Annotated in this window: 14 protein-coding genes; all 14 read right to left on the reverse strand. The window is 69.3% G+C overall.

Annotated features, from left to right (window positions below; all coding sequences use genetic code 11):
* Positions 1-159: 159 nt before the first annotated feature.
* Positions 160-1,752: a glycoside hydrolase family 13 protein gene (locus Dsi01nite_RS56110; protein ID WP_203854741.1), complete on the reverse strand. Its 1,593-nt coding sequence runs from the start codon at positions 1,750-1,752 to the stop codon at positions 160-162.
* Positions 1,753-1,829: 77 nt separating this feature from the next.
* A complete protein-coding gene (locus tag Dsi01nite_RS56115) occupies positions 1,830-2,885 on the reverse strand; it encodes a carbohydrate ABC transporter permease (protein WP_203854742.1) in 1,056 nt (351 codons plus the stop codon).
* Positions 2,882-3,844, reverse strand: coding sequence for a carbohydrate ABC transporter permease (locus Dsi01nite_RS56120; protein ID WP_203854743.1), 963 nt, complete (start codon positions 3,842-3,844; stop codon positions 2,882-2,884). The genes Dsi01nite_RS56115 and Dsi01nite_RS56120 overlap by 4 nt, the downstream gene beginning before the upstream one ends.
* Before the next feature lie 112 nt (positions 3,845-3,956).
* A complete protein-coding gene (locus Dsi01nite_RS56125; protein WP_203854744.1) occupies positions 3,957-5,333 on the reverse strand; it encodes an extracellular solute-binding protein in 1,377 nt (458 codons plus the stop codon).
* A gap of 471 nt (positions 5,334-5,804) precedes the next feature.
* Positions 5,805-6,845, reverse strand: coding sequence for a LacI family DNA-binding transcriptional regulator (locus Dsi01nite_RS56130; RefSeq protein WP_203854745.1), 1,041 nt, complete (start codon positions 6,843-6,845; stop codon positions 5,805-5,807).
* Between the two features lie 123 nt (positions 6,846-6,968).
* Positions 6,969-7,451: a hypothetical protein gene (locus Dsi01nite_RS56135; RefSeq protein WP_203854746.1), complete on the reverse strand. Its 483-nt coding sequence runs from the start codon at positions 7,449-7,451 to the stop codon at positions 6,969-6,971.
* Between the two features lie 8 nt (positions 7,452-7,459).
* Positions 7,460-7,822: a response regulator gene (locus tag Dsi01nite_RS56140; protein WP_203854747.1), complete on the reverse strand. Its 363-nt coding sequence runs from the start codon at positions 7,820-7,822 to the stop codon at positions 7,460-7,462.
* Positions 7,819-8,295, reverse strand: a complete 477-nt coding sequence (locus tag Dsi01nite_RS56145; RefSeq protein WP_203854748.1) for a chemotaxis protein CheX — start codon at positions 8,293-8,295, stop codon at positions 7,819-7,821. Before Dsi01nite_RS56145 ends, Dsi01nite_RS56140 begins: the two co-directional genes overlap by 4 nt.
* Positions 8,292-8,693: a response regulator gene (locus tag Dsi01nite_RS56150; protein ID WP_203854749.1), complete on the reverse strand. Its 402-nt coding sequence runs from the start codon at positions 8,691-8,693 to the stop codon at positions 8,292-8,294. Before Dsi01nite_RS56150 ends, Dsi01nite_RS56145 begins: the two co-directional genes overlap by 4 nt.
* Positions 8,694-8,699: 6 nt before the next feature.
* Positions 8,700-9,557: a CheR family methyltransferase gene (locus tag Dsi01nite_RS56155; RefSeq protein WP_203854750.1), complete on the reverse strand. Its 858-nt coding sequence runs from the start codon at positions 9,555-9,557 to the stop codon at positions 8,700-8,702.
* Entirely contained in the window at positions 9,554-10,768 is a 1,215-nt protein-coding gene (locus Dsi01nite_RS56160) for a protein-glutamate methylesterase/protein-glutamine glutaminase (RefSeq protein ID WP_203854751.1), read from the reverse strand. The genes Dsi01nite_RS56155 and Dsi01nite_RS56160 overlap by 4 nt, the downstream gene beginning before the upstream one ends.
* A 157-nt stretch (positions 10,769-10,925) precedes the next feature.
* Entirely contained in the window at positions 10,926-11,816 is an 891-nt protein-coding gene (locus tag Dsi01nite_RS56165; protein WP_203854752.1) for a hypothetical protein, read from the reverse strand.
* 88 nt (positions 11,817-11,904) lie between these two features.
* Positions 11,905-13,446: a methyl-accepting chemotaxis protein gene (locus tag Dsi01nite_RS56170; RefSeq protein WP_203854753.1), complete on the reverse strand. Its 1,542-nt coding sequence runs from the start codon at positions 13,444-13,446 to the stop codon at positions 11,905-11,907.
* Between the two features lie 6 nt (positions 13,447-13,452).
* Positions 13,453-13,905 carry a chemotaxis protein CheW gene (locus Dsi01nite_RS56175; protein ID WP_203854754.1) on the reverse strand — a complete coding sequence of 151 codons (453 nt, stop codon included), beginning with the start codon at positions 13,903-13,905 and terminating at the stop codon, positions 13,453-13,455.
* Positions 13,906-13,982 lie beyond the last annotated feature (77 nt).

Below are 13,982 nucleotides of genomic sequence, written 5' to 3' on the forward strand. Positions count from 1 at the left end.
CAGGCCGCCGCGGAAGAACGAGACCGGGCGGTCGCACCCGCCAACTTGTGCGACCGCCCGGCGATCAGGGGCGCCGCCCTGGCCGGCTGGCGCTGGGCTCGGTGGCGGCCGGGTCCCAGCGCCAGGCTCCAGGCGGCGTCTGCGGGGTGCTGTGGTGGGTCAGGACAGCCGCAGCCAGACTGAGGCATCCGCGGGAAGCGTGCCGTCGTCGTTGAGCGGCACGCTGCTGACGAGCACCTCGCGGTGCGGCGGCAGCGGGGTCGGCGTGGTGCCGAGGTTGGTGACGTTGGCGAAGGTGTCGTCGCGGGCGAAGGCCAGCACGTCCGGCGTGGAGTCGAGCCAGCGCATCGGGCCGTCGCCGAGGGACGGTTCGGCGCGGCGGACGCGCAGGGCGTCGCGGTAGAGCTCCAGGAACGAGCCCGGGACGCCTTCCTGCGCCGTGACGGTCTTGCCGGCCCAGGTGGCGGGCTGCGGCAGCCACGGCTGGCCGGCGGCGTCGGCGGGGCTGAAGCCGAAGGGCGCGGCGTCGCCGGACCAGGGCAGCGGCACCCGGCAGCCGTCGCGGCCGGGGTTGGTGCCGCCGGAGCGGTGGAACATCGGGTCCTCGCGCAGCGCGTCGTCGAGGTCCTCGACCTCCTCCAGGCCCAGTTCCTCGCCCTGGTACAGGTAGACCGCGCCGGGCAGCGACATGATGAGCAGCGCGGCGGCCCGCGCCCGGCGGGTGCCGAGGGCGAGGTCGGACGGCACGTCGCGGCGCTTCTCGGCGAAGGAGAAGTTGGTGGACTCGCGGCCGAATCGGGTGACCTCGCGGGTGACGTCGTGGTTCGACAGGACCCACGTGGCCGGCGCGGCGACCGGTGCGTGCACCTCGAGCGTCATGTCGATCTCGTACCGCAGCCGGGCGGCCTCCCACGGCGCGTTGAGGAACGCGAAGTTGAAGGCGGTGTGCAGCTCGTTCGGGGCCAGGTAGCGGGCGAAGGCCTCGTGGTCGGGCAGCCACACCTCGCCGATGAGGGCGCGCGGCGGGCTGTACGTGTTGGAGATGCGCCGCCAGCTCTGGTAGACGTCGTGGATGCCCTCGTTGTCCTCGTAGACGTCGCTGACCAGCGGGTCCTTGATGAGCACGGCGGCGGAGTCGATGCGGATGCCGTCGATGCCCCGGTCGAGCCAGAACCGCACGATGTCCTCGAACTCGTCGCGGACGGCCGGGTGGTCCCAGTTGAAGTCGGGCTGCTCGGAGGCGAAGAGGTGCAGGTACCACTCGCCGTCGGGGACACGGGTCCAGGCGGGGCCGCCGAAGATGGACTGCAGGTCGGTCGGCGGCTGTTCGCCGTCGGCGCCGCGGCCCTTGCGGAACCAGAAGAGGTCGCGTTCGGGTGAGCCGGGCGCCGACGCGAGGGCCTTCTGGAACCAGGCGTGCTGGTCGGAGCAGTGGTTGGGCACGATGTCGCAGATGACGCGAATACCGGCGGCGTGCGCCTCCTCGATCAGCTTCTCGGCTTCCGCGAGGGTGCCGAAGATCGGGTCGATGGCGCGGAAGTCGGCGACGTCATAGCCGCCGTCGGCGAGCGGGGACGGGTACCACGGCACGATCCAGATCGCGTCGACGCCCAGGCCGGCCAGGTACGGCAGTCTGGAACGCAGGCCCGCCAGGTCGCCGATGCCGTCGCCGTTGCCGTCGGCGAAACTGCGCAGATAGACCTGGTAGATAGCGGCGCTGCGCCACCAAGCTTGGTGGTGTTGGTCGGCCACGTGGAACCTGCTTTCTCACACTCGGATTGCCTGTACGCGACTGTCGGGGGCGTGGGGTGCTGCGAAGGGTGGTGGGCTCAGCCCTTCACGGCCCCTCCCAATCCTGCGCCGGAGAGGAACAGCCGCTGGAAGGCGATGAAGAAGATGACCGGGATGAGCGTCGAAATCGCGAGGGCCGCGAGGAACACGCCGAGGTCGGTCTGTGACGCGATCGCGGGCAGGCGCACTGACAGCGGCTGCTTGGTCGGGTCCTTGAGCACCAGCATCGGCCAGAGGAAGTCCTTCCAGCTCGTGATCAGCGCGAACACCGACACGACGCCGAGGATCGGCTTCGACATCGGCAGGACGACCGACCAGAACAGCCGGAAGGAGCTGGCGCCGTCGACCTTGGCGGCCTCGAACACCTCGCGCGGCAGCCCGTCGAAGAACCGGGTCATGAGCACGACGTTGAAGGCGCTCGCGCCGGCCGGCAGCCAGACGGCGAGGAAGTTGTTGATGAGCGACGTGCCGATGACCGGCGGGTTGAGGACCGTGAGGTACAGCGGCACGAGGAGCACGACGCTCGGCACGAACAGGGTCGCGATGACCAGGCCGTTGACGATCTTGCCCCAGGCGGGTCGCAGCACGGACAGCACGTAGCCGCCGGTGGTCGCGACGACCATCTGCACGAACCAGGACCCGATCGCGAGCCAGATCGTGTTCATGAAGTACAGCCTGATCTGGACTTCGTTCCACGCGATGGAGATGTTCGACAGGGCGACGCCGTGCGGGAAGATCGCCAGCGGCGTACGGATGATGTCCTGCGTCGGCGTGATCGCGAACTTGGCGAGCAGCAGCATGGGCCCGACGCCGACCACGAGCAGCAGCGCCAGCAGGACCGTGTGCAGGGTCCTCATCGTGAAGCGGACCCGCGGGGTGCGCCAGTCCTTCTCGGACACGTAGCCGCGGCCGCCCTCGAAGTTGGACTTGCGGCGCTTGCGCAGCCGGACGGCCTTCGGCGAGCCGGCCGGACCGGCACCGCCGGGCGTCTGTCCCCACGCGCTGGCGGCGGCGAGACCGGCGTCCCGCCGCCCGGTGGGATTGGTGACGGTCATCGTGCTCTTCCCCTCCCGGGCCTGGTGCTGGCCGGTCACGACTTGCTCCAGCCGGACGTCAGCTTGAAGTACACCAGCGACAGGATCGCCAGGAACGTGGCGAGCAGGACCGACAGGGCGGTCGCCGCACCGTAGTTCCCGCCCAGCGACCGGCCGAACGCGTAGTCGTAGATCATCAGCAGGACCGTCAGGGTGGCGCCCGCGGGGCCGCCGCCGGTGAACAGGTAGGGCTCCAGGAACACCTGGACCGTGCCGATGATCTGCAGGATGAACGTGATGAGCAGGACGCCGCGCAGCTGCGGCATGCTCACGTGCCAGACCCGGCGCCAGATGCCCGCGCCGTCGACCTCGGCGGCGTCGTACAACTCGTCCGGGACGCTCAGCAGGGCGGCCAGATAGATGATCACGGTGCCGCCGGCCGCGGCCCAGGTCGCTTCCAGGACGAGGGAAGGCATGGCGAGGGACTGGTCGGAGAGCCAGGCGTACGGGCCGAGACCGACGTACCCGAGGATCGTGTTGAACACGCCGTCCGGGGCGCCGTCGTAGAAGAACTTCCACAGCAGGACCGCGACGACGGGCGGCACCACCACCGGGAGGTAGGCCAGCACCGAGTACAGGCCCTTGCGGCGCCGGACCGAGCTGATGAGCACCGCGGTCACCAGCGGGAGCGGGTACCCGAACACCAGGGCCAGCAGGGCGAAGTACAGCGTGTTGAGGATCGCCTTGGGCAGGTCGGGGTCGGTGAGCACGAACTCGAAGTTCTTCCAGCCCACCCACGTCGGTGTCCCGATGAGGTTGGTCTTCTGGAAGCTCATGACGATCGACCGCACGATCGGCCACCACGAGAAGACCCCGAAGATGATCAGGACCGGCAGCGCGAACAGGACCGAGCTCAGCCCGCCGCGCTGGACCCAGGTGGCCAGGCTGCGCCGTCGGGGCCGCCTATCCGTTCCCGGCTGATGGTTGCCCGTCGGCCGCAGGGCGCCCGGAGCACTCACGGCACATCACTCCCGTCCTCATTGCCAGTCCTGGATTGCGGGGCAGAGCCCCAGGTGTGGGCCGCGGTCTCCCGCGGCCCACACCTTGCGGTCTTTACGGTGGTGGTGAGGATCAGCCGGCCGAGTCGATGGCGCGCTGCGCCTTCGCGTTGGCGTCGGTGAGGAGCTTGTCGATGTCGGCGTTCTTGTCGGTCAGGACCGCCTGGACCACCGTGTCGAGCGACTTGTAGACGTCCTGGGTCGCGATGGCCGGCTCGTTGACGAGCTTGGCGTCGAAGACCTTCGTGGTGAAGGAGGTCATCTGGTCCAGCGGCACGTTGACGTAGGACTTGATCCAGTCCTGGTAGGTCTGGTACTGCTGCTGCGAGAAGATCGGCAGCTCAGGGGTGCCCACGGGCTGCTTGCTGGCAACCTGGATCTCGGCGTTCTTCTTGGCCGCGTCCTGGTTGGTGTACTTGCGCAGGTAGTGGTAGTCGATCCACTTGACCGCCGCGGCCTTCTCGTTCGCGGTGGCCGTCTTGGCCACGGCCGCCATGGTGCCGCCGCCGAGGACGCCGGCGTCGCTGCCCGTGAGCGGGATCATCGTCAGGCCGTACTGCTTCGGGTTGATGTTGTTCGTCTGCACGAGGCTCGTGTAGACGTCCTGGCCCGAGGTGTACATGCCGACCTTGCCGGCGGCGAACGCCTGGTTGATGCCGGTCCAGTCGTAGTCGAAGTTGGCGCCCATGGAGTTGTCGGTCCAGCGCATGTCCTTCAGGAACTGCAGCGAGGCCTTGGTCGCGTCGTTGGTGAGGGTGGCCTTCTTGCCGTCCTCCAGGCGACCGCCGCGGGCGTAGGTGTCGACCGTCAGCTGCCAGCCACCGGTCGCGTCCTTCGCCATCTGGGCGAAGCCGGCCACGCCGGGGTTCTTGGTCGCGATCGCCTTGGCGGCGGAGCGGACCTCGTCCCAGGTCGTCGGCGGCTTGTTGGGGTCGAGACCGGCGGAGGTGAACAGGTCACGGTTGTAGTGCAGACCGATCGCGTAGACGCTCTTCGCGGGGATGGCGTAGGTGTGCCCGTCCGGACCCTGACCGTACTGCAGCAGGTTCTTGTTGAAGTTGCCGGCGTAGGACAGCGTGCTCAGCGACGACTGCATGTCCGCGATCTGGCCGTTGGCGATCAGCGTCTTGGCGTCGGTGAAGGGGATCTCGAACACCGTCGGCAGCGTGCCACCCGCGAGGTCGGCCGCGAACGTCGTGGCCTTCCACTCGTAGTCCTTGGTCTTGACGGTGATCTTCGGGTTTTCCTTCTGGAAGTCCGCGACCTCGTCCGCGAGCGCCTTCTGGGCCTCGGGCTTCGCGCCCGGAAGCAGACCCACGACGTTCAGCGTGACGGCGGCGTTGGCGTCGGCGGCGCTGTCCTTCTTGTCGTCGCCGCACGCGACGAGCGTGCTGGTGAGCGCCAGCGCACCGGCGATGGCGATCGCCATCCTGGTACGGGAGTACTTCATCGAAGCTCCTTGTTTGGGGTGTGGAGTCATCCGGCCCTTCACGGACTGGGCCGATAGATCGGGTCGTGCGGTGCGGGTCGGGGCGTCCTACCTGGACCGCTCCGCACGGTTGCGCAGCATGGGGTTGGCTGCCGGGTATGCACTCGTGTTTTCAGGTGCGTTGCTGATCGGTTTCCGTCGCATCGCGTCAGCGTTTCGGCCTGGCGTAGGCAAGAGATTAGGCTCACTCGCCACAAGAAGTCCATGGGCCGTTGCAAAATTTTAATGATCCACAAGCAGTTACTTGCATGGACCCGCTCCCATGCGCCGATGACTTGCACGAAAGCGCCCGAAATCGTGCAGGGCGGTGGGATCGCCCTTGACAGCGCGCGCCGGAAGGGTCGCGATCAGCGACGACGGATCCGTTGCGGGCGCAACGAAAACTCGCCACGACCCCATGCAGGAGTCGTGGCGAGACGTGCAGTTGCGGAACTACGCGGCGGAGGCCGCCTTCGTCGGCTTGGGTGCGGCGACCTTCAGGGCGCCCGTGGAGCCCCGCACGACCAGCTCCGGCTCGAAGAGCATCTCCTCGGTCGGCACGAGCGTGCCGGCCACCTGGCTGACGAGGAGGGTCACCGCGGCCTGCCCCATCGCCTGGATGGGCTGGCGGACCGTGGTCAGCGGCGGATCGGTGCAGTTCATGAAGAGGGAGTCGTCGAACCCGACCACGGAGATGTCGTCGGGGACCTCACGACCCAGCCGCCGCGCCGCCCGGATCGCGCCGAGCGCCTGGACGTCGCTGGCGCAGATGATGCCGGTGACGCCGTGCTTGATGAGCCGCGTGGCGCCGGCCCGGCCGCCCTCCATCGAGAAGATGACGCGCTCGACGTCCTCGTCGTTGACGGTGTCGTTGAACCGCGCGGCCGACTCGAAGGCGGTCAGCTTGCGGTTGGACGGGGCGTGGTCCGCCGGGCCGAGGATGAGCCCGATGCGCTTGTGCCCGAGCGAGACCAGGTGGTTGAAGGCCTGATCCACCGCATGGCCGTCGTCGACCGACACCCGCGGGAAGCCCAGGTCGTCGATCGCGGCGTTGACCAGCACCGCGGGCAGGCCGCGCTCATGCAGGCGGTGGTAGTGCTCGTGCTCCGCGGCGGCCTGGTGATAGAGCCCGCCGCAGAAGATGATGCCGGACACGTGCTGGTCCAGCAGCATCTCGACGTAGTCGGCCTCCGAGACACCGTCCGCGGTGCGGGTGCACAGCACCGGCGTGAAGCCGCGCTTGGACAGCGCGCCGGCGACCACCTCGGCGAAGGCCGGGAAGATCGGGTTCTGCAGTTCCGGCAGCACGAGGCCCACGAGTCGGGCACGCTCGCCGCGCAGTTTCGTCGGGCGCTCGTAGCCCAGGACGTCGAGCGCGGTGAGCACAGCGGTGCGGGTAGCGTCTGAGATGCCGGGCTTGCCGTTGAGCACCCGACTCACGGTCGCCTCGCTCACGCCGGCGTACTTCGCCACCTCAGCGAGTCGTCGAGTCATGCTCGCAAGCGTAGTGCATGGCTACGCAATTTTTTGCACGATGTCGCCCACCCAACCGCTCCGGCGCTGATCATGCGGCTGCGACCACCGGAAAACCGGTACAAAAGGTCGCAGCCGCAACGATCAGCCGGCGAGGGCGATCGAGATCTTCCCGGCGCCGTAACCGGAGACGTCGACCTTGAGGTCGAGCCGCCGCCCGAGCGCGAGGAGCCAGTTCACGGCGTCGGTCGGCGCGCTCTCCCCCGGCAGGAACGTCTGGTACAGCTTCAGGCGCGGGACGCCCTCCTTGTTGAGGAGGCCGGCGAGGATGTTGCACACCTCGATGGCATTCTCGCCGATCATCTTGGAGATCTCGTTGTCCTCGATGCACGCCTCCGCACCGCCCGGCGGGATCAGACCGATCGCGGCGCCGGCGAAGGCGGTGAGCGCGAAGTCCATCCCGATCACGGCCAGCAGCTGCGACCGTTCGTCGGTGTAGAGGGCGACCAGGGTCTTGGGGACGTCGGCGGACCGGAGCGGTTCGGCCGGGTTGACCGTGACCGGCCGGCCGAGAAGGTCGTCAAAGAGGTCCTTGACGGCCTTAGGAACGGGCAGAACATGCGACATGGCTCAAATCATCCCAAAATTGGGTCGAGTGCGTCCTTGAATGTGTCCGCTGTAAACGGCTTGGTGACAAGGAACAGCGCGCCCGCGTCCTCCGCTGCCTGCCGCATCTCCGGTGTGCCCTCGGACGTCACGAAGCCGAACGGCACCTGGTCGCCGTTGGCCCGCAGCATCCGCAGGACCTCGACGCCGGTCATGTGCGGCATGTTCCAGTCCGACAGCACCAGATCCGGCTTCTCCGCGACGGCCTTGTCGAACGCCTCCTGCCCGTCACACGCCTCGACCAGATCGTGTCCCTCATAGCCGGCCTGCCGAAGGGTACGGGTCACGATCTGCCGCATGACCCGGCTGTCGTCGGCGATCAGAATCTTCATGCGCTTGCTCCAGCAAGATCGGTGGTGCTCTCCAGAACGGTCACGGTGACCGACTCGTCCATCCAGGTGCCGTCGAGGTGGCACACCTCGGTGACGTGCGGGTAGCGACCCTGCGTCCCCTCGACGTGCACGTGCGGCAGTGACAGTGCGCTGGGCTCCGGCAGCAGGCTCTTCACGTTGCCGCCGATGATGTTCGCGAGCTCGCCCAGGGCGTCGGCGACGTCCTCCTCGGCCACGTCGTCGAACTCGATGCCCAGCAGTGCGGCGGCGACGTTCTTCGACGCCGCGTCGGAGCAGCTGACCAGGACGTGCCCGCGCCAGGCGCCGGTGACGGAGACCGAGGCCGTGACGTCGGCCTGATGTTTCTCCGCGGGGACCGGCACCAGTGGACTGGAGCCGTCGAGGTCGAGGTAGGAGGACCAGACCTGCTCGGCGATGACCTTGAGGTCATCCTCGGTCGGGTTCGTCGTCATGCTGCGACTCCGTTCGGGACGAGGCCAAGCAGTGCCAGCTTGTCGATGATCGCGTCCGGCGTGAACGGCTTGATCACGTACTCGTGCGCCCCCGACGCGAGGGCCCGCACGATCTGGCTCTGCTCGCTCTCCGTCGTGACCATCATCAACGTCATCCCGCGCAGGCGGGGCTCGGCACGGACCGCGGTCACGAACTCCAGCCCGTTCATCTCGGGCATGTTCCAGTCGACCAGCGCCAGGCCCGGGATCTCGCCCTCACCGTCGAGAACGTTGGCCGTGAGGTAGTCCATCGCCTCTTGGCCGTTGCCCGCCTCGACCACGTCGAAGCCGAGCTGTGCCACGATCCGCTTCAAAATGAGGCGCATCGCGCGCGAATCGTCGATCACCATGGTGAGCATCTGGCGTCACCCCTTTCCTACTGCGCTCACGGAAGCGGCGGTCTTCGGTGCGGTCCGCAGCTTGTAGGCGGACGTCCGGCCGGCGACCACCCGTTCGAATCTGTCGTCGATGCCGATCGTGGTCTCGGCCGAGCCCAGGAAGAGCCAGCCGTCGGGCCGTAGCGTGCCGGCGACCCGTTGCAGCACCGTCCGCTTCGTCTGCACATCGAAGTAGATCAGCACATTGCGGATGAACACGATGTCGAACGGCCCCATCGAGGGAAACGGCGCCGCCAGGTTGAGCCGGCGGAACGCGACGTGCTTGCGCAGCCCCTGGGCGACCTGCCAGTGCGCGCCGCTGCGCTCGAAGTGCTTCACCAGGAGGGGCGCCGGCAGTCCCCGGTTGACCTCCAGCTGGGTGTACTGGCCCGCCTCGGCCCGGGTGAGCATCTCGGTGGAGATGTCGGTGCCGGTGATCTCGAAGGACCAGCCGGGCGGCAGGTTGTCATGCAGCACCATCGCGATCGTGTACGGCTCCTGCCCGCTGGAGCTCGCCGCCGACCAGACCTTGATCGAGCGGGTGGTCGCCCGGCGCACCAGCAGGTCCGGCAGCACCGTGTCGACGAGCTGCTTGAACGGCTCACCGTCGCGGAAGAACGACGTCTCGTTGGTCGTGAGCGCGTCCACGATCTTGCGGTGGACCTCCGGTTCGGGGCGCTGCTGGGCCCGCGCGACGAACTCCGACACGCTCGGCAGCCCGGACTGCCGGGCCAGCGGCAGCAGCCTCGCCTCCACCAGGTATTCCTTGCCCGCCTCGAGCACGATTGCCGCGTCGCGTCGAACGAGGCCGCTGATGAAGGCGAACTCCTGGGCAGTCAATGTCATCGGGTCACCTCCATGGACTTCGCACCCCGACCACCGGCGGTACGGCTGATGAGATGGTGGGCGATCTCGCCCAGCGGTAGGACGGCGTGCGCGAGGCCGGCCGTCGCCACCGCGCCGGGCATGCCCCAGACGACGGAGGTCGCCTCGTCCTGCGCGACGATCTCCGCGCCGGCACCGCGCAGCTGCTCGGCGCCGCGTTTCCCGTCCTGCCCCATCCCGGTGAGGATGATCGCGAGCGTGGCGCCGCCGTAGGTCTTCGCCACCGAACGGAACAGCACGTCGACGGCCGGTCGGCAGAAGTTCTCCGGCGGCCCGGTGTTGAGCTTCGTGACCACCTCGGTCCCGCGACGGTGCACCTCCAGGTGGAAGTCGCCGGGCGCGATGTACACCGTGCCGGGCCGCACGGTCATGTCGCCGGTCGCCTCGACGACGGTCAGCGCCGCGGTCCGGTCGAGCCGGTCGGCGAACATCTTGGTGAAGACGGGCGGCATGTGCTGCACCACGACCACCGGCACCGACAGGTTCGCCGGCAGCGCCCGCACGACGGTGGTCAGTGCGTCCGGCCCGCCGGTCGAGCAGCCGATGGTGACGACCTCGACGCGGTCGCCGCGCGGCGACGTGCGGGCCGGCGCGGTCGTGGGCGGCGCGGTCACCGGTGGGCGGACCGAACCCGGCAGCGGGTTGCCGCCAGGGCGGGCGAGGGGCGGCGCGACGGCGTGACCGGTGCCGAACGTCCGGGTGTTCGGCCCGATGTTGGGCCCGATGCCGATGGGCGGTCGGGTCGGCGTCGCGAGCGCGGACCGGCGGCCACCGCCGCACAGGGCGTGGATCCGCGGGATGATCTGCTCGCGGACCGACCGGATGCTCTCCGCGACGCTGCCGACGTTGGCCGGCTTCGTGACGTAGTCGCTGGCCCCCGCCGACAGCGCGTCGAGGGTCGCCGTCGCGCCGGCCGCGGTGAGCGTGCTGAACATGATGACCGGGAGCCGGGCGTACAGGGCGCGGATCGCGCGCAGGGTCTCGAGACCGTCCATGATCGGCATCTCGATGTCCAGGGTCACCAGGTCCGGGCGGAGCTGCTCGATCTTCGTGAGCGCCACCTTCCCGTTCGGGGCGGTGCCGACCACGCGGATCTCCGCGTCGTCGCTGAGCGCGTCGGTGATCAGACGCCGGACGACGACTGAGTCGTCCACCACCAGAACCGAGATCACGCGCCCTTGCCTCCAGCACCGGGGGCCTCAGGCGAAAAAGCGAGGCCCGTCACGTTCCAGCGGGCTAATCGGCGGTGCTCCGGGGACGATGAGGGAAATTCCAAAAGAACCGCCCCTGCCCGGAGCATTCCGGACAGGGGCGATGTTTGGGGTCGGCTTAGACCGAGAGCGGCCCCAGCGCGGTGAAGTACGGGTCGAGCAGCCGGCGCGACGTCGTGGTGTCCAGCAGGTCGCGCACCATGAGGGCCTGGACGGCGCCGCTGAGCAGGTTCCACACGCCGCCGGCCCGGTCGCTGACCGGCACCCCGGAGCGGTCCAGGGCCTGCACCAGCAGCAGCTGCGCGGCGGCGCCGGCGCGGACCCGGCCGGAGAGGAAGACGGCCCAGGACGCCGAGTGCACGGCCGGCGCCCAGTCGGTCAGGCCCGGGCGGGAGGTGTCGGTGACCTTGTTGAGCTGGCGCATCTCGGCCGGGGACAGCGAGCCGACCCGGCGCAGCATCTGGCGCAGGTCGTCGGCCTGCGGGCCGAGGTCGTGCTCGCGCTCGGGCAGCGCCCGCAGCGCCGCGGCGTAGGGAGCGCTCAGCCGGCGCCGCGACTCGTCGGTCAGCAGCTCCCGCAGGTAGGCGGCCGCGGCGGCGTCGGACAGCACGCCGGTGGCCTTGCTCGCGACCTCGCTCTGGCGCTGCCGCGGGGCGCGCACCTGCGGCGTCGGCATGGTGGCCTGCGCCGGGCGGTTGCCCCAGGTCCAGTCGAGGATGTCGTAGCGCAGGCAGTGCAGCAGCCCGTCGAGGGTGCCGAGCGGGGCGCGCTCGACCACGGCGAGCGCACCGGCGTCGGCGTTCACCGCACGGCGCTCCTGGGCGGCGGCGTCGACGTCACGCCACAGGTCGACACGGTCCCAGTCGTCGTCGGCGCGGGCCGACGCAACCGCATCAAGGTCACTCTGAGTGAGCGAGAGTCCGCGGAGCAGCACATCGGCGGCGGCCGATCCGCCCTGCAGGCGGGAGAGGTCGAAGCCGAGAACGGGGGCGCTAACCAGGCTGTACATGCAACTAGTCTGCAACGCAGTTGCACCCCGGTCTGTCAGCCAAAAGGGTCGCTGGCGGGGCACAGCGAGCGTACCCCGCCCGGCCGGGTCAGATCTTGAACCGTGCGACGAGTGCGCGCATCTCGCTCGACATGCGGGACAGATCCGAAGCCGCGCGTTGCGCCTCGGCTACGTTGAGTGATGTCGTCTGGGTGGCGGCGGCGACCGTGGAGACGTTGGTGGCGATCTCGACGGAGCCGGTCGCGGCCTCGCTGACGCTGCGGTTCATCTCGTTCGTCGTGGCCGTCTGCTCCTCGACGGCGGAGGCGATGGTGAGCTGGTAGTCGTTGATCCGCGAGATGATCTGGCTGATCTCGCCGATCGCGGCGACCGCACCCGTGGTGTCCGCCTGGATCGCCTCGACCCGCCGGGAGATGTCCTCGGTGGCCCGCGCGGTCTCCTGCGCCAGGTCCTTGACCTCGTTGGCGACGACCGCGAAGCCCTTGCCCGCCTCGCCCGCGCGGGCCGCCTCGATCGTGGCGTTGAGGGCGAGCAGGTTGGTCTGCTCCGCGATCGAGGTGATGACCTTGACGACGTTGCCGATCTCCGTGGAGGACTCGCCGAGCCGGGCGACCGCCTGGTTGGTCGACTCGGCCGCCATGACCGCCTGCGACGCGACCTTCGCCGCCTCGCTGGCGTTCTGCGCGATCTCGCGGATCGACAGCCCCATCTCGTCGGCGCCGGCGGCGACGGTCTGCACGTTGCGGGAGACCTGTTCGGCCGCGGCGGCGACGAGGTTGGCCTGGTCGCTGGCCTCGCCGGTGCCGCTGGCGATCTGCGCGCTCACGCCGGTGAGCTCACCGGCGGACGCGGCGAGGGACGAGGCGGTGTGGTCCATCGTCTGCACGGTGGTGCGCATGCTCTCGGTGGCCTTGTTCAGCGCCTCGGCCATGATGCCGACCTCGTCGGTGGAGGTGACCTCGACCCGGTGGCTGAGGTCGCCGCCGGCAACGGCGCCGAGCACGTCGGCGACCCGGCGCAGCGGGCGCACGACCAGCGCGGTCACCCACAGGCCGACGCCGAACGCGCCGAGCAGCCCGAGCACGGCCGCGCCGATCATCATCATCCGGCTGGACTCGTAGTTGTTCTGCGCGTCGGCGCGCCACTGCTCGGCCTCGGCGAACTCCGCCGCCTGCAGCTCGTCGACGAGGTCCTGCGCCTTGACGATCTGCGGGGTGCCCTTGGCCGCGGCGATCTGCACGTACAGGTCGACCCGGCCGGCGTTGGCGGCGGGGATCATCTCGGCGTCCCGCACGGTCTGATACGCCTTCATCGCCGTCGCGACGGTCTCGGCCTTGGTGGCGCGGGCGGGCGCGGCGCCGGCCCGGTACCGCTCGATCGCCGCCATGACGTTCTTGTCGGCGGTGACGCGCTTGTCGTCGGACAGCGCGCTGAGCGTGTCGGTGATGCCGTCGCGGATGTCGGAGAGCGCGGCGAACTGCGCGCTCTTCGCCGTGACCTTGCGAGTGGTGTCGTTGGCGTCGCTCAGCCCTTTGAGCGCGCCGAACGTCATCGCGATCATGGCGATGCCGGCGACGGCGATGGCGCTGAGCACCTTCGCACGGACCCCGCGGTTGGTGAACCAGTTCATGGGGACCTATTCCTCGCGGTTGGTGCCGGGCTGGCTGGTGTTGACGGCCTTGGTGGTGTCGAGGGCGAGCAACAGCCGGCCGTCGAGCTTGAACGCACCGGTGATGAGGTGCCGGCTCGGCCCGTGCAGGGTGTCCGGCGGCGGCTCGAACGTGTCGTCCTGGAGCGTGACGACCTCGCCGATCCGGTCGACCAGCAGCGAGACGGACTCCTCGTCGGTCTTCACGATCACGTTCATCGCCGGTTCGGCGCTCTTGGTGCGCGGCGGCAGGCCGAGCTGCACCCGCAGGTCGACGGCGGCGATCACCTGGCCGCGGAGGTTGAACAGCCCACCGACGGACTCCGGGGCGAGCGGCACGGGCGTGTACTGGTCGAAGGAGAGGACCTCCTGCACCTTGGCGACGTCGAGCCCGAAGAGCTGGTCGGCGACCTCGAAGGTGGCGTACTGGCGGCTGGCCATGATCAGGCTCCGGCGTGCTGGTAGGTGTAGTCGGCGTTGGCGTCCGACTGGTACGGGTCGTACGGGTCGACGCTGTC

This window comes from Dactylosporangium siamense, assembly GCF_016862795.1.
GTDB lineage: Bacteria > Actinomycetota > Actinomycetes > Mycobacteriales > Micromonosporaceae > Dactylosporangium > Dactylosporangium siamense.